This is a genomic window from Pseudarthrobacter sp. L19, assembly GCF_050859435.1.
GTDB lineage: Bacteria > Actinomycetota > Actinomycetes > Actinomycetales > Micrococcaceae > Arthrobacter.
Window position 1 is genome coordinate 3241097 of the sequence record NZ_CP193935.1, and the last position, 14564, is coordinate 3255660.

Here is a 14564-nt window from a genome sequence, read left to right on the forward strand (position 1 = left end):
TCTCCTCTGTCCAAGGTCCTAGGCGGAGGCCGCCGCGTGGCTACCGGTGTTCCCGGCCTCAAGGTACGCCACCAGGTCGGCGATCGAGATCAGCGGGCAGCCGTGCTCCAGCGCGAAGCTGCGAAGTCCGTCCAGCCGCATCATCTCTCCGTCGTCGTGCACTACTTCTGCGATCACACCAACGGGTTCGACGCCGGCCAGCCGGCACAGCTCGACGGCTGCTTCGGTGTGGCCGGGCCTCTCCCGCACACCCCCTTAACGGCGCGGAGCGGGAAAACATGCCCGGGCCGGGTCAAGGAGCTGGGTTCGCTGGTGGGATCGGCCAGAATCCGGGCCGTAAGGGCCCGATCCGTGGCGGAAATTCCGGTGCTGACACCGATCGCGGCATCGCAGGAGACGGTGTAGGCGGTGCCCTTGGCGTCCTCGTTGATGGTGACCATCGGGGGCAGGGCCAGGGCATTCGCGCGGTCGTCCTCCAGCGGCACGCAGATCACGCCGGAGCTGTGCCGAATGGTCCAGCCCATCAACGCCGGGGTTGCGTGCGCGGCGGCGAAGATGATGTCGCCCTCGTTCTCGCGGTCCTCGTTATCGACCACCAGCACCGGACGGCCCTCCGCCATGGCGCGGATGGCATCCTCGACCGGGTCCAGCACCCGGGCACCCGCGCCGGCGGCGCGAACGGCGTCGTCCTGGCGGTTCTGCAGCGTGCTCATGATGCGTCCTCCCCGGTGGTCCGGGCGGGGGCGAAGGCCAGGAGCCGTTCGGTGTACTTGGCCAGCACGTCCACCTCCAGGTTCACCGGCGCGCCGATCTCCTTGGCACCCAGCCCGGTTTCGGCCAGCGTGGTGGGAATCAGCCCCACCTCGAACCACGGCTCGGACGCCGGGGCCGGGCTGACCGCGGTGACGGTGAGGGAGACGCCGTCGACTGCGATGGAACCCTTTTCGGCGATGTAACGGGCCAGCGGCGCGGGCACACCAAAGCGCAGCCGGTCCCAGTTGCCCAGTGCCTCGCGCTCCAGGAGGTGTCCGACGCCGTCGACGTGGCCCTGGACGACGTGCCCGTCGAGACGGCCGCCCGCCGGGAGGCAGCGTTCCAGGTTGACCTGGTCCCCTGCGGCGAGGCCGCCGATGGTGCTCCGGACCAGGGTCTCGCCCATGACGTCGACGCTGAAGTCGGTCCCGTCGATGTCCGTGGCGGTCAGGCAGACGCCGTTGACGGCGATGGAGCCGCCGTGGGCCAGGCCCTCGGTGCTGGAGGGTGCGTGCAGCCGGAGGGTGGCGCTGGTGTCCCCGTCACGGGAGACCGAGAGCACCTTTCCCTGTTCGGCGATGATTCCGGTGAACATCAGTTGCCTCCTGGGGCAGTGACCGCGGCATGGCGCGGGGTGGACTCAGATGAAGAAGGGGTGGCTGTTTCTCTGGCGGCGTTGCCGGTGCGGGGCCGCAGGTGCAGCCGCAGGTCGCGGCCGAGCCGCTGCACGGAGCCGCCCGTGGCCTCGTCCCAGTCCCAGTGCTGGGCGTCGGCAAGGGTGCCGATGCCGAGATCCTCGAGGGCGGCCGTGCCGGAGCCCAGCAGGGTGGGCGCCAGGTAAAGGATCAGCTCGTCCACCAGGCCGGCGGACAGGAACGCGCTGAGGATCCTGGAGCCGCCCTCTACCATGAGGTGCCGGACGCCGGCGTCGAATAGCTGTTCCAGCGCCTCGGCCGGCTCACGGGTGGGCAGGTGCAGCACCTTGCCGTCGTCGCCGTGCACGGCGGCGTCCTCCGGGATCCCCCGCAGTCCCATCACGGCGCGCAGCGGTTGCTTGTCCGCGTTCCGGCCGTCGGGGGTGCGGGCAGTCAGCCGCGGGTTGTCCACCAGGACGGTCTGCGTGCCCACCAGGATCGCGTCGATCCGGCCGCGCAGGGCGTGGTTATCCCGAAGCGACTCGGGGCTGGAGATCCACTGGCTGGTGCCGTCCGCGGCGGCGATCCTGCTGTCGAGGGTCTGCGCGATGTGCAGGGTGACGAACGGCCGCTGGGCGGCGACGGCGTCGAACCACCGCCGGTTGAGCTCCAGCGACGTCTCCTCTGCCAGGCCGGAACGTACGGTGACCCCGGCGGCGCGCAGGGTGGCCGCTCCCCCGGCGGCGGGATCATGCGGGTCGTCCACGGCGTACACGACGTTGGCGATGCCGGCGTCGATGATGGCCCGGGCACAGGGGCCGGTGCGGCCCACGTGGTTGCAGGGTTCGAGCGTGACCACCATGGTGGTGCCGGTGAGATCGAACCCGGCCAGCTTCGCCTGCTCGATCGCGTCGGCCTCGGCGTGCGGGGTGCCGGCGCCGCGGTGGTAGCCGGTGACCAGCGGGGAACCGTCGGGGGCGATGATGACGGCTCCCACCAGCGGATTTGCGCCGCGGGGGCCGAGGGCGGCCGCGGCGAGGGCGGCATCCATGGCAGCGGATTCTGCTGCGCTGAAGTCAGGTGTGGTGGGGTGAACGCTCATCGGCCGCCCGCCCGATCCCGGAGGACCGCGGTGCGGTTGAAGAGCCATCGCAGGGGGTTCATGTGTCTGTCTATACCTTTCCTCTGAACCGCGATGGCTCCGGGGGTATACGACAGCGCAGTGCCGCGGCGCGAAGGGGCGCCGCAGGAACAGCTGTACGTGCTTCTCTCATCCAGACTTTAACTGTCGGTACCGGAATTCCACCGGTTCAACCGTCCGCCGTTGCCCTCCTGCTGGAAGGCGCCGGCTCGCGGGTCGCGGACTGTCACCGCCGGTTCGGACTTACACCGACCCCGGAGCACGTATGTGTGTAGCTATTCTGACACAACCGCGACTGACGGCAGGGTATTCCGGACCCACGGCCGTCACCGGACGCAACAGGCGCCGGGCCCGGTGTCAGCGCTTTCCGGCCTCGCGGAGCCGCTCGATCGCCTCGGCCGGATCGTCGGCCCCGTAGACCGCGGAACCGGCGACGAAGACGTCCGCCCCGGCCTCGGCGGCGCGCCATATGGTGTCCTCGGTGATGCCGCCGTCGACCTGCAGCAACACGTCCAGGCCGGACGCGTCGATGGCCGCGCGGGCCCGGCGGATCTTGGGCAGGGTCAGTTCCAGGAACTCCTGGCCGCCGAAGCCGGGCTCCACGGTCATGATCAGGATCATGTCCAGTTCGCCGAGCATGTCGAAGAACGGCTCGACGCCGCTTCCCGGGCGCAGCGCCAGCCCGGCCTTCGCTCCCCTGGCCCGCAGTTCGCGCGCAAGCTTCACGGGGGCGATCGACGCCTCGGCGTGGAAGGTCACGGAGGCGACGCCGGCGTCGGCGTAGGCGGGTGCCCAGCGGTCCGCGTGCTCGATCATCAGGTGGGCGTCCAGCGGGATCGGGCTGATCTCCTGCAGCCGCTGCACCACGGGCAGGCCCAGGGAGAGGTTGGGCACGAAGTGGTTGTCCATCACGTCCACATGCACCGCATCCGCGGTCCGGATCTTCGCCAGCTCCGTCTGCAGGTTCGCAAAGTCGGCCGAGAGGATGCTGGGGTTGATGCAGGTGTGCGTCATGAAAGTCCTTTGCTGTGGAGCCGGTGTGGTGCCAGTATGAGCGCTGGATCAGGCCTTTTTGTGGATGAGCGCCAGGAACATTGCATCCGTCCGGTGCAGGTGCGGCCAGAGCTGGGCGGTCGACTCATGGCCGGCCTCCAGGTGCCCGGTGAGGCTCACGGCGTCCAGGGCGGCGCCGGCGTCGAGCAGTTCCAGGTCCTCGCGCTTGCGCAGGGCGTCGCTGACGACGGCGGTGGTCTCGGCCGGGTGCGGCGAACAGGTCACGTACGCCACGACGCCGCCGGGCTTAACGGCGTCGAGCGCGGACTTGAGCAGCTCCCGCTGCAGCGGGCCCAGGTCCGCGAGGTCCTTGGGAGTTCGGCGCCAGCGTGATTCCGGGCGGCGGCGCAGGGCGCCAAGGCCGGTGCAGGGCACGTCGACGAGGACGCGGTCGAACTGTCCGGTCATCTCGGTTCCCACTTCGCGGCCGTCGCCGGTGCGGACCTGCCAGGTCTCGCGCGGGACGGCGCTGAGGGCCTGGCTGACCAGCTTGGCGCGGTGCGGGGCGGGTTCATTGGCCAGCAGCGTGGCACCGTGCTGCCGGGCGAGGGCGCCGAGGAGGGCCGCCTTGCCGCCGGGTCCGGCGCAGAGGTCAAGCCAGCGTTCGCCGTCGTCGCTCCTGTCTTCGCCGTGGCCTGCCTCTCCGAGGTCCACCGCGGCGAGGGCGCGGGCCACCAGCTGGGAGCCGACGTCCTGGACGCGGGTGCTGCCGTCCCGGACGGAGGCTAGCCGACCCAGGTCGCCGCCGCTGGAGAGAGCCGAGCCCTCCACCAGCTCACCGGGGGTGGCGCCGTTTTCGAGCGCCTCGTCAAGGCTGCCGAGGCCGGGCAGGGCCACCAGGTTGACCACCGGGGCGGCGTTGTCCGCCTCGAGCAGGCTATTGATCTCGGAGACCGGCCGGCCGTGCGACACCAGGGACTGGCGGAAAGCCCGGACGATCCATTCCGGGTGGGCATAGCGGATGGCGGCGCCCTTGGTCTCGTCCGCTTCGCCGGCGAGCAGGAGCTCGAGCCACTCGTCGAGGGTGTGGGCGGAGACCTTGCGCAGCACGGCGTTGATCAGGCCGGAGGGGCCGGCCCCAATGACGGCCCGGGCCAGTCCGACGGTCTCGTCGAGGGCGGCGTGCGCCGGGACGCGCATGGCCAGCAACTGGTGTGCGCCGATCCGCAGGGCATCAAGGATCGCCGGGTCCAGCTGGTCCAGCGGCCGGTCCACGCAGCGGGCCAGGATGGCGTCGTAAGTCCCCTGGCCGCGGAGGGCGCCGTAGCTGAGTTCCGTGGCGAAACCGGCGTCGCGCTTGTCCAGGCCGTGGTGGCGAATCCGCGCCGGGAGCACCAGGTTGGCGTAGGCGTCCTCGGCGGCGACGGCGCGGAGCACCTCGAACGCCACCAATCGGGCCGGGTCGGCGCGACGGGTGCGCTGGGCCGGGGCGTTCTCGGTGAAGTTGCGCTTGGGTCCCCGGTTTCGTTCGCGGCCCTGCGCGTCGCGGCGCACGCCGGCGCGGGAGCTGTCGGCCCCGGCGCCGCCCTTACCGCGCTGGCTGCCGGAGTTGCCTTGGCCGCGCTGGTTGCCCGCGCCGCCTCCGCTGCGGCCGCGGCCGTTTCCGTTCGATCCGGACTCGCTCATTCGAAGACCACGCTTTCCAGTGTTGCCTGCCCGCGCGCCCAGTCGGCGGCGGCCATCATTTTCTTGCCTGCGGGCTGTACCCGGGTCAGTTCCACCGGGTGTGAGCCGGTTCCCACCAGGACGGCCTTGCCATCCAACGCCAGGTGTCCCGGCGGAAGCGCCGCTGCCTGGGGCCGGAGCCGGACGGGTTCAAGTTTGATCCGCTGGCCGTCCAGGGTGGTCCAGGCCCCCGGTTCGGGCGTCACGCCGCGGGAGCGGCGGCTGATCGCCAACGCCGGAAGCTGCCAGTCCAGGCGGCCGTCCTCCAGGGTGAGCTTCGGGGCCAGGGTGACGTCCCCCTGCTGCGGGACCGCGGCGGCCTTGCCGGCGTCGACCGCGGAAAGCGTCTGGGCCAGCAGTACGGCGCCGCTGTGGGAGAGGCGTTCCAGCAGTTCCCCCGCGGTGTCATCGGGTCCGACGGACTCGGTGAGGGTGCCGTAGACGGGTCCGGTGTCCAGGCCTTCCTCGAGCCGGAAGGTCACGGCGCCGGTCACGTCGTCACCGGCGATCAGGGCGCGCTGAACCGGGGCAGCACCCCGCCAGGCCGGAAGCAGCGAGAAGTGAAGATTGATCCAGCCGTGGGCGGGGACACCCAACGCGGCCCGCGGAATCAGGCCGCCGTAGGCGACGATCGCGGCGACGTCCGGCGCGGCCGCAGCAATCCGGGCCGTCACGTCGGCGTCGACTTTGGCCGCGTGGATGATCTCGATCCCGAGCTCGGCCGCCCGCGCCGCCACCGGCGACGGGGTCAGGACACGCTTGCGCCCCAGCGGCGCGTCGGGGCGCGTCAGGACGGCGACGACGTCGAACCCGGCCGCGACCAGTGCGTCCAGCGAGGGGACGGCTACGGCGGGAGTGCCGGCGAAGAGGACCTTCACTGGGCGGAACCGAAGGAGGCGCCGGCTCCGAAGCTGGAGCCGACGGTCTTGGCGCGCTTCGACGTCGTCTTTTCGGTGATTGAGTCGTAGTTGGCGTTGCGGATGGCGCGCAGGGCGGTCTTCCGGTCTTCGCCCTCGAGACGGTCGGTGAAGAGGATGCCGTCCAGGTGGTCCGTCTCGTGCTGGAAGACGCGGGCAAGCATGCCTTCGCCTTCGAGTTCCACCGGGTTGCCGCGGACGTCGACGCCGGTGACCCGCGTGTGGCGGAAGCGGCGGACCGGGAAGCCCAGGCCGGGGATGGAGAGGCAGCCCTCCACCTCGTCGGGCTGGAAGTCCTCGCTGTTTTCGAGGACGGGGTTGATGATGTGACCTTCGACGCCGCGGATCCGGTACGTAAAGACCCGCTGGCTGATGCCCACCTGCGGGGCGGCCAGGCCGGCGCCCTCGACGTCTTCCATGGTTTCGAGCATGTCCGCCACCAGCTTCTCCAGCTCGGGCCCGAACTCCGTCACGGGATCGGCAACTGTGCGCAGCACAGGGTCCCCGATGATGCGGATGTTCAAAATGGCCATGGGTGATCTGTCCTTCGAGCTGGGCGGTCAGGGATTCCATCCAGTTTAGTGCCAGATTCGGTGCCGAGGATTTTGGGGGGATGCTTCTCCCCCGCAATGTCCATGGGCCGCCTAAAATGTCAGACCCCCGCAGGAGACTCGATACATGGAAGCCATCGGGGGTTTCATCGCGGAGATCGATTCCGGACCGACGTCGGTCGCCGGAGTGTATGCGGCCCTGTCCCTGATGCGGGAGGCCGGTCCCGCGGGGGCTCGGGATGCCTCCCTGCTCGATCTACAGGACGCGGCCGATCTGGCGGATGCAGCCGAGGAGCTTTCCCGCCTTACCGAATACTGGCAACTTGTGGCCGCGGCGGCGGTGAACCGGAGCCGGAAGCTGGCCGCGCCCGAAGCCCGCGCCGTTCCCGGCTGGACCACCGGCTGGCAGGAGTCGGCCACGCCCACAGTCTCAGCCACTGCGGCTGCAGCACCGACGGCGGCAACCGGGCGGTTGATGGACGACGAGCAAGCCGGCGCCACCGCGTCTTGCGCCGCCGACGACGGCTTCCGGAATACCGCGGAATTCCTCCGGGCCAGGCTGCACATCTCTCTCGCCGAGGCGCGGAGCAGGCTGCGGCTGGCCGAGGCGGTGCTGCCGCGGCAGGACCTCACGGGGAAACTCCTGCCGCCGGTCCGCGAGGAACTCGGAGCCGCGGTGGCAGCGGGCGACGTCTCCGCTCGGTCGGCCGGCGTCACCGTGGCGGCCCTGGAAAGGGCCAAACCCGTCTGCGACGCCCGGACGCTCGAACGCATGGAACACGCGCTCACCCGCAGCGCCGTCGAGCATGACCCCGATTTTCTTGTCCGGATCGCCCAGCGGTGGCTGAACGCGGTGGACCAGGACGGGAGCGAACCGTCGGAGGAACTGCTCCGGCAGTTGCAAGGCGCCTTCATCCGGAGGCGGAGGCACGGTCTGCACCACCTAGAGATTTTCGCCACGGATGAGCAGTGCGAACACCTCATCACCGTCATGAACACGGCGACGAACCCGCGGATCGGGAGCGACGACGGCGTGTCCCTGGACCTGCGTTCCGTTGCCCAGAAACGTCTCGATGGATTGGTAGGCGGCTGCAAGCTTGCCCTCGGTTCCGGCGGTCTGCCTGCTGCGGGTGGACTGCGGCCCCAGGTGATGGTGACGATCGACTATCGGGACCTGCGGGAACGGATCGAATCGAGCGAGGGCACGGCGTCGATGCTTTTCGCCGGACCGGTCACAGCATCCACGGTGCGGAAGATCGCGTGCGACGCGGACATCATTCCCGTGGTGCTCGGCGGTGAGGGCCGCGTCCTGGACATCGGCAGGGCGTCCCGGGTGTTCCCGCCGCATATCCGGAAGGCACTGGTTGCCCGGGATCAAGGGTGCGCCTTCCCCGGCTGCTCCATCCCGGCACCGTGGTGCGAGGCGCACCACATCGACTACTGGTCACGCGGCGGGGCCACCAGTACGGACAACGGAGTGCTGCTGTGCTCGCATCACCACCACGTGCTCCATAAGGAGCAGTGGGAACTCCGTGTCCGCCTGGGGGTGCCGTGGTTCATCCCGCCGCCGCACGTTGACCCCGACCGAAGACCGCGCCGCAACGGATTCTTCCGTCCCGTTGCTGCCTAGCCGGTTCTTCCGTCCCGCTACCTCGGTGCTGCTACTTCCGTCCCGATACTTCCGTCCCATTGTCGCCGGCATCCCCGGCCACGCTGTCTTGGCCCGGGCGCGACCATAGGCATCCGGTAGGCATCCGGCCGGCGCGGCAGTGCTGTCGCACTCCGGGAAACCCTTGTCACGAACACATGTTCAGGAAACCGGTGGCTCCCGGCCGCGAACGGAAAGTCACTGTGTGTCCCGCGTCGTCCCGGAAGACCGCTGTGGAGCCACTGACCGTCATCGTGCCGGCCTGGTAAGGGTTGTCCCAGCCGCCGGGAGGGTTGCCATTGCCGTCGTCGAGGATCTTATCGGCGAGAAAGTACGTCCCGTCGACCAATGCCTCGCGGATACCGCAATGCGTGAAGAGGTTGAACGGCACGGCCACAGGAGTCTCAGACGCCGGCACGGCCGTAGTGGCTGGGGCGCCCGACCGGGATGCCGGCGTGGTCGCTGGTCCAGGAGCCTGAGCGGTCGGGGATCCCGATTCCACGGTGGGTGCTGCGGATGCCGTCCCCTCTCCCGGCCCGCCGGGAGCCGCGCAACCGCTTAGCAGTGCCATGGTGAGGGCACCGACCATGCAGTGATAAAGAGAGCTACGCCGATTAGCCATGCCCTAGGGTGCTTACTCCGGCGCCGCTTCGCGGAAGGGCGTTTCGGCCCGAAAGACGCGCTAAGGCGAAGGGTTAGCGTGCCATCGGCGGGGCGATCGGCAGCAGAGCCGGACCTGCCGCCACGGTGTCGGCCGACATCTCCCAGACCCTGCGCAGCGCGCAGAACTTCCACCAGTGGTGCTTCAGCACATTCGGGTTGGCGCGTTCCGGGCGGACCTCGGTCTCGCCGATCGCCACGGCCAGCAGGATGGGCGAGTCACCGTGCTGCCAGGGCTCCCACTCCCCCGCCACCGGGTCCACCAGGCTCTCCTCGGCCTTCATGCCGGCCACCAGCTGCATCACCACTTTGGCGTCCAGCGGCTTCACCATGCCGTCCCGCGTGGTGCCCTTGGTCTTGTAGTCGATCAGGCAGGTGCGGCCGTTGATCTTGGCCACCAGGTCGAGCGTGCCCGCGTATCCCACCGTCTGATTCCAGACAGTGATCTCCGGTGCGATCGGTTCGACCTGGAAGAGCTCCCACCATTCGTCGAAGCGGGCGGCGAAGGCTTCCTCGCCGTTGGCCGCCAGTGCCTCGCGGGTCTCCTTCATCTGGTGAGGGCGGCCCAGGGCGCGCAAGGCAACCTGTTCGCAGTAGTTGTGGACCCGGTCGCCGCGCTTGGCGGCGTCGTCCCGGTATGTTTCCGCGGCCTTCGCCGCCCGGCTGACGGCCTGGCGGACCTTTGCCGGGCTGCCCAGAATTTCCGGCAGGGACGGATCGGCGGCCAGGCTGTTGGCGCCCATGTAGCCAAACCAGCCATCCAGTCCGTGCGGCTGCTGGCCGATCACTGTGGTGATCGAGGGAACCGTGAACTGGGCCGAGGTGGAACGGGCGTACATCCGTCCGTACTCGGTGGCGTGGGCGAGGAGTGGGGCTGTCATGGCAAGAACTCTTTCACAGGGGTCTGACGCGATATAAAGCTGTGGAGGCGATCAACGACGACGACGGTTGCGTGCGCCGGTAGCCGGTAGCCGGTAGATAGCCGGGAGGCGCTGCCCCTGGCCGGTGTCCGCCGAGTTACCCAAACCCGTACTGGGAACGGGCCGCCGGAGCCAGCCCCTAACGACGTCTCACCGCTAAAACACAATGGTCCGCCCCGCTCTACGAGCGGAACGGACCATCTGTTGGTGGGCGATACTGGGTTCGAACCAGTGACCTCTTCGGTGTGAACGAAGCGCGCTACCACTGCGCCAATCGCCCCGGGTGCCCTTGAATGCTAGCCCACCCCGGCGGAAATCAAAAATCGGCCTTCAACCGCGGCGAGGCAGCCCGTTAAGTGCCCTGTCGACGCTGCGCGGGGTCGTCGAATGAGTGTCCGCCGCAGCCTCGGGGCATCGGGGCATCGGGGCATCCTCTACACCCCAATCCCGCGTTGAAGCCCGGTCCCGCGTCATCTTTAGGCCAGGCGTCGCATCCCCGTGCCGAGCTGCACCCCCGACCAGCGTCATATTCGCGTAGCGCCCTGGCCCAGTGTCGACGTCGGGCTTTTCCGTTCAGCTCCGGCACCCGTCTTCCTGAGGCGCGCGGGGCAGCCATCCGACGTCGTAGCCTCCGAGACGCCCTTGTTCCGCCTTCGCCGGGACCCCATGTGGGGCGTTCCCAAGCATTCGGCATCGCATCCTCCTTGAAACCCGCGGAGCTACGAAGCCAAAGTTTCAGAGCGCCCGACCGGCATGCGGAAGCCTCCCAGGTGGCGCCATGCCGAGCATGGCCCCGCTCAACCCGCACTCTCAACCCCATTTGGCGCTCCCTGAAACGGCCTCGAATTACAGCCCTGTAATTAGCAAAATCCGCGTGGTTACAGGGATCCGCGGGGTAGGAAGCCGGCGCAGCGCCGTCGATTTGTAGATTGCCTGAACCTCCTATAGAGTTCTTACTCGTTGGAACGCGAGGAACTGCCGAGTGCGGCGGGAAATCAACAATCAACACTGCGGACGTAGCTCAGCTGGTAGAGCACCACCTTGCCAAGGTGGATGTCGCGAGTTCGAATCTCGTCGTCCGCTCGCAGGACACTGTCACGGATTAGGATCTTCACGGATTCTGTCTACACGGTGGGTTGGCCGAGAGGCGAGGCAGCGGCCTGCAAAGCCGTATACACGGGTTCGAATCCCGTACCCACCTCGGTGAAAACCCTGGTTTCCGGTTCCGGCCGGATGCATAGGGGCGATTGGCGCAGCGGTAGCGCGCTTCCCTGACACGGAAGAGGTCACTGGTTCGATCCCAGTATCGCCCACCAAAGCAAGGCAACTTGCTTGATCCAGTACCGCCGGCATTGCCGGACGGACTAAATGCGGACGTAGCTCAGCTGGTAGAGCACCACCTTGCCAAGGTGGATGTCGCGAGTTCGAATCTCGTCGTCCGCTCTCTTTACCATCCACTCCGGATTCTTCCGGTTGCGGGCGATTGGCGCAGCGGTAGCGCGCTTCCCTGACACGGAAGAGGTCACTGGTTCGATCCCAGTATCGCCCACTCTTACAGCAGCTCCCCCGGGAGCTGCTTTTTTCGGGGTTATAGGACAAAACGTGTGTAAATCCCGGGTGTGTCAGGGGCGTCCTGCCCAGCCCGTCCGGGCCCAGAGGCCTTCTTCTGCGGTGGCTGCGGTGCCGTATTGCTCCGGCCCGTGGGGTTGCTCAAGGGTGGTTTGAGCAGGGCGGCGTGCGGGCGTGTGGTGTTGCGATTTGATGAGCTTTGACGGCGGGACCGGGGTTTCGCTGTGCAGGTAGAGGTACCACTCAATGGCCCGTTTCTGGTGTTTTTCGCTCATCCCTCGGTGGGCCCGGAGGATCAGTCGTAGCTGGGCGTTCGTGCCGCCCTCGATCCGGTTGGTCGTGGCGGCAATGTCGAGTCCGGCGAACTCGTGGCGGAGGTAGGTGAACAGCGTCCCGGCCTGGCTGAGCCGTTCCAGGAGGCGGTAGGCCTTTCGAAGCCGGTCGTGGGTGAACCACCAGCTCTGGTTCGACCGGACCCATGCCGGTGCCATGGTGGTCGCGGTGCGGTAGGTGCGGGCCCGGACGAGGTGACCGTGGTCTTGGTGCCAGTCGTTGAGGTGGCCCAGCCACGCCGCGGCCTGCGCAGGTGTGCTGGTCCTTGTGAGAGCCCGCCCCAACCGCAGTAGGGCCCTGGCCGCCTCGGTCCGCGGGCGGCTGGTCAGATAGGTGCGTACGTTGCGTTGAACGTGGACGAGGCAGCGTTGCACCGCGGTATCTGACCAGCAATCGGACAGGGCGGCCGCGATCCCGGAACCACCATCGGTGATCACCACCCGCGGTGCGGGGAAGCGTTGAAGCAAAGCGGCCCAGGCGGCCTTTTTCTCAGTGTCGCACCACTGCCAGCCGATCACGTGCTCTCCGGCGATCGCGATGAGGCAGCACCATGACCCGACGTAGATCCCGTCGATCTGGACCTGGTCATAGATCTCGCCCGTCGCCGGAATAGAGGGGGCGATATTCCAACACCATGCTGTGCGGCGCCGGAACGACCGGGCAGTGCCAAACGAGGCAGCCGACGTCTGCGAGCCCGTGCCCAGCAGCCAGCCCAGAAAAGCATCCAGCTCCGCGCGCCGGCTCACATCCGGGCGTTCACCCGAGCGGCTCGCCCCGCAATACAGACACCGGTACCGCTGCTTCCCAGCCGCCGTTTTTCCGTTCCGAACCAGCGGTCGACCGCAGATCGAACATTCCAGAGATATGCAAGCACCCCAGCCACCCTAAGCTTTCAAAGCTTAGCTACCCCTGATTTCCCCCGCCGTCACTGGGAAGCAGGCCCAATCCATACACACGTTTTGTCCTATAGCCCTTTTTTCGGTTCCACCCTTCCTTGCCCCGCCGCCGGCCGCCGTCGTGATGACCCTCCCGCCATGGCTTTCGGGTTATAGGACAAAACGTGTGTAAATCCCGGGTGTGTCAGGGGCGTCCTGCCCAGCCCGTCCGGGCCCAGAGGCCTTCTTCTGCGGTGGCTGCGGTGCCGTATTGCTCCGGCCCGTGGGGTTGCTCAAGGGTGGTTTGAGCAGGGCGGCGTGCGGGCGTGTGGTGTTGCGATTTGATGAGCTTTGACGGCGGGACCGGGGTTTCGCTGTGCAGGTAGAGGTACCACTCAATGGCCCGTTTCTGGTGTTTTTCGCTCATCCCTCGGTGGGCCCGGAGGATCAGTCGTAGCTGGGCGTTCGTGCCGCCCTCGATCCGGTTGGTCGTGGCGGCAATGTCGAGTCCGGCGAACTCGTGGCGGAGGTAGGTGAACAGCGTCCCGGCCTGGCTGAGCCGTTCCAGGAGGCGGTAGGCCTTTCGAAGCCGGTCGTGGGTGAACCACCAGCTCTGGTTCGACCGGACCCATGCCGGTGCCATGGTGGTCGCGGTGCGGTAGGTGCGGGCCCGGACGAGGTGACCGTGGTCTTGGTGCCAGTCGTTGAGGTGGCCCAGCCACGCCGCGGCCTGCGCAGGTGTGCTGGTCCTTGTGAGAGCCCGCCCCAACCGCAGTAGGGCCCTGGCCGCCTCGGTCCGCGGGCGGCTGGTCAGATAGGTGCGTACGTTGCGTTGAACGTGGACGAGGCAGCGTTGCACCGCGGTATCTGACCAGCAATCGGACAGGGCGGCCGCGATCCCGGAACCACCATCGGTGATCACCACCCGCGGTGCGGGAAGCGTTGAAGCAAAGCGGCCCAGGCGGCCTTTTTCTCAGTGTCGCACCACTGCCAGCCGATCACGTGCTCTCCGGCGATCGCGATGAGGCAGCACCATGACCCGACGTAGATCCCGTCGATCTGGACCTGGTCATAGATCTCGCCCGTCGCCGGAATAGAGGGGGCGATATTCCAACACCATGCTGTGCGGCGCCGGAACGACCGGGCAGTGCCAAACGAGGCAGCCGACGTCTGCGAGCCCGTGCCCAGCAGCCAGCCCAGAAAAGCATCCAGCTCCGCGCGCCGGCTCACATCCGGGCGTTCACCCGAGCGGCTCGCCCCGCAATACAGACACCGGTACCGCTGCTTCCCAGCCGCCGTTTTTCCGTTCCGAACCAGCGGTCGACCGCAGATCGAACATTCCAGAGATATGCAAGCACCCCAGCCACCCTAAGCTTTCAAAGCTTAGCTACCCCTGATTTCCCCCGCCGTCACTGGGAAGCAGGCCCAATCCATACACACGTTTTGTCCTATAGCCCTGGCTTTCTCCTCTGGGCGTACAAACCGTCAGTACCCTTGGCATGCCTCCGGGCCGGGGCTAGGATCGAAAGCGCTAGGAGCGATCTGGCTCCGCGATTGAAAGGAGGTGCCCGTGGGTTTACTTGACGATCTAAAGGGCAAGGCTCAGCAGCTGATTGATGGCAACGAAACGGCTATCAAGGACGGTATTGAGAAGGCCGGTGACTTCGTCGATTCCAAGACCGGCGGAAAGTACGCCGACCGCGTCGACACCGTTCAGCGGGGCGCCTCCGATTACGTGGATAACGCCAATGGCCGGCCCGAAACGGGTCCCGCCAGCGAACCCCACGTCGCGGGAGTCCCGCCAGTAGCCGGGGAACCCCGGCAGCAGGGCCTCTAACCCAGGT

Annotated in this window: 13 protein-coding genes, 6 tRNA genes, 2 pseudogenes and 1 riboswitch; of the genes and pseudogenes, 7 read left to right on the forward strand and 14 right to left on the reverse strand. The window is 67.8% G+C overall.

What is annotated here, in order from left to right; translation table 11 throughout:
* Positions 1–18 precede the first annotated feature (18 nt).
* The 7 genes and pseudogenes from ribB to def all read right to left on the reverse strand — a co-directional run bounded on the left by ribB (position 19) and on the right by def (position 6697).
* Positions 19–620 (reverse strand): annotated as a pseudogene (gene ribB, locus ACRQ5B_RS15520) (3,4-dihydroxy-2-butanone-4-phosphate synthase).
* Between the two features lie 89 nt (positions 621–709).
* Positions 710–1348: a riboflavin synthase gene (locus tag ACRQ5B_RS15525; RefSeq protein WP_432395403.1), complete on the reverse strand. Its 639-nt coding sequence runs from the start codon at positions 1346–1348 to the stop codon at positions 710–712.
* On the reverse strand, positions 1348–2490 hold the full coding sequence (gene ribD, locus ACRQ5B_RS15530; protein WP_432395406.1) for a bifunctional diaminohydroxyphosphoribosylaminopyrimidine deaminase/5-amino-6-(5-phosphoribosylamino)uracil reductase RibD: 1143 nt from the start codon (positions 2488–2490) through the stop codon (positions 1348–1350). Before ribD ends, ACRQ5B_RS15525 begins: the two co-directional genes overlap by 1 nt.
* Before the next feature lie 155 nt (positions 2491–2645).
* Positions 2646–2796: riboswitch (FMN riboswitch) on the reverse strand.
* Between the two features lie 90 nt (positions 2797–2886).
* Entirely contained in the window at positions 2887–3543 is a 657-nt protein-coding gene (rpe, locus tag ACRQ5B_RS15535) for a ribulose-phosphate 3-epimerase (protein ID WP_412882777.1), read from the reverse strand.
* Positions 3544–3591: 48 nt separating this feature from the next.
* Positions 3592–5208 (reverse strand): RsmB/NOP family class I SAM-dependent RNA methyltransferase, encoded by a 1617-nt coding sequence (locus ACRQ5B_RS15540; protein WP_432395409.1) that lies wholly within the window; start codon positions 5206–5208, stop codon positions 3592–3594.
* Positions 5205–6125 (reverse strand): methionyl-tRNA formyltransferase, encoded by a 921-nt coding sequence (fmt, locus tag ACRQ5B_RS15545; protein ID WP_432395412.1) that lies wholly within the window; start codon positions 6123–6125, stop codon positions 5205–5207. The genes ACRQ5B_RS15540 and fmt overlap by 4 nt, the downstream gene beginning before the upstream one ends.
* Complete coding sequence (def, locus tag ACRQ5B_RS15550; protein ID WP_412882774.1) at positions 6122–6697, reverse strand: peptide deformylase; 576 nt, start codon at positions 6695–6697, stop codon at positions 6122–6124. The genes fmt and def overlap by 4 nt, the downstream gene beginning before the upstream one ends.
* A gap of 145 nt (positions 6698–6842) precedes the next feature.
* Here def and ACRQ5B_RS15555 point away from each other — a divergent pair, with 145 nt between their 5' ends.
* Complete coding sequence (locus ACRQ5B_RS15555; protein ID WP_412882773.1) at positions 6843–8345, forward strand: HNH endonuclease; 1503 nt, start codon at positions 6843–6845, stop codon at positions 8343–8345.
* A gap of 166 nt (positions 8346–8511) precedes the next feature.
* On the opposite strand, the gene ACRQ5B_RS15560 is transcribed toward ACRQ5B_RS15555, so the two are convergent.
* From ACRQ5B_RS15560 to ACRQ5B_RS15570, 3 genes are all read right to left on the reverse strand, one after another.
* Complete coding sequence (locus ACRQ5B_RS15560; protein ID WP_412882772.1) at positions 8512–8754, reverse strand: hypothetical protein; 243 nt, start codon at positions 8752–8754, stop codon at positions 8512–8514.
* A 304-nt stretch (positions 8755–9058) separates the two neighbouring features.
* Complete coding sequence (locus ACRQ5B_RS15565; protein ID WP_377972928.1) at positions 9059–9904, reverse strand: cytochrome; 846 nt, start codon at positions 9902–9904, stop codon at positions 9059–9061.
* Positions 9905–10148: 244 nt separating this feature from the next.
* Positions 10149–10223 (reverse strand) — tRNA-Val (locus tag ACRQ5B_RS15570).
* Between the two features lie 730 nt (positions 10224–10953).
* On the opposite strand from ACRQ5B_RS15570, the gene ACRQ5B_RS15575 reads away from it, so the two are divergent.
* The 5 genes from ACRQ5B_RS15575 to ACRQ5B_RS15595 all read left to right on the forward strand — a co-directional run bounded on the left by ACRQ5B_RS15575 (position 10954) and on the right by ACRQ5B_RS15595 (position 11492).
* A tRNA-Gly gene (locus ACRQ5B_RS15575) sits at positions 10954–11026 on the forward strand.
* Between the two features lie 47 nt (positions 11027–11073).
* A tRNA-Cys gene (locus ACRQ5B_RS15580) sits at positions 11074–11144 on the forward strand.
* Positions 11145–11184: 40 nt separating this feature from the next.
* Positions 11185–11259 (forward strand) — tRNA-Val (locus ACRQ5B_RS15585).
* A gap of 54 nt (positions 11260–11313) precedes the next feature.
* A tRNA-Gly gene (locus ACRQ5B_RS15590) sits at positions 11314–11386 on the forward strand.
* Between the two features lie 34 nt (positions 11387–11420).
* Positions 11421–11492: transfer RNA gene (locus ACRQ5B_RS15595), tRNA-Val, on the forward strand.
* Positions 11493–11565: 73 nt separating this feature from the next.
* Here the strand turns inward: ACRQ5B_RS15595 and ACRQ5B_RS15600 are convergent.
* From ACRQ5B_RS15600 to ACRQ5B_RS15615, 4 genes and pseudogenes are all read right to left on the reverse strand, one after another.
* Positions 11566–12711, reverse strand: a complete 1146-nt coding sequence (locus ACRQ5B_RS15600) for an IS1249 family transposase (protein WP_432398761.1) — start codon at positions 12709–12711, stop codon at positions 11566–11568.
* Between the two features lie 214 nt (positions 12712–12925).
* Entirely contained in the window at positions 12926–13645 is a 720-nt protein-coding gene (locus ACRQ5B_RS15605) for a transposase (protein ID WP_432395417.1), read from the reverse strand.
* Complete coding sequence (locus ACRQ5B_RS15610; RefSeq protein WP_432395419.1) at positions 13639–13950, reverse strand: hypothetical protein; 312 nt, start codon at positions 13948–13950, stop codon at positions 13639–13641. Before ACRQ5B_RS15610 ends, ACRQ5B_RS15605 begins: the two co-directional genes overlap by 7 nt.
* 33 nt (positions 13951–13983) lie before the next feature.
* A pseudogene (locus tag ACRQ5B_RS15615) lies at positions 13984–14070 on the reverse strand (IS1/IS1595 family N-terminal zinc-binding domain-containing protein); the annotation flags it as partial.
* Positions 14071–14290: 220 nt separating this feature from the next.
* Between ACRQ5B_RS15615 and ACRQ5B_RS15620 the strand changes: the two are divergent.
* Positions 14291–14557: an antitoxin gene (locus tag ACRQ5B_RS15620; protein ID WP_432395422.1), complete on the forward strand. Its 267-nt coding sequence runs from the start codon at positions 14291–14293 to the stop codon at positions 14555–14557.
* The last annotated feature ends 7 nt before the right edge of the window (positions 14558–14564 follow it).

Excerpts from the sequence above, each read along its gene's own strand:
- ACRQ5B_RS15525 (WP_432395403.1), bottom strand. The coding sequence starts at position 1,348 with ATGTTCACCGGAATCATCGCCGAACAGGGAAAGGTGCTCTCGGTCTCC.
- ACRQ5B_RS15540 (WP_432395409.1), bottom strand. The coding sequence starts at position 5,208 with ATGAGCGAGTCCGGATCGAACGGAAACGGCCGCGGCCGCAGCGGAGGC.
- ACRQ5B_RS15565 (WP_377972928.1), bottom strand. The coding sequence starts at position 9,904 with ATGACAGCCCCACTCCTCGCCCACGCCACCGAGTACGGACGGATGTAC.
- rpe (WP_412882777.1), bottom strand. The coding sequence starts at position 3,543 with ATGACGCACACCTGCATCAACCCCAGCATCCTCTCGGCCGACTTTGCG.
- def (WP_412882774.1), bottom strand. The coding sequence starts at position 6,697 with ATGGCCATTTTGAACATCCGCATCATCGGGGACCCTGTGCTGCGCACA.
- ribD (WP_432395406.1), bottom strand. The coding sequence starts at position 2,490 with ATGAGCGTTCACCCCACCACACCTGACTTCAGCGCAGCAGAATCCGCT.
- ACRQ5B_RS15555 (WP_412882773.1), top strand. The coding sequence starts at position 6,843 with ATGGAAGCCATCGGGGGTTTCATCGCGGAGATCGATTCCGGACCGACG.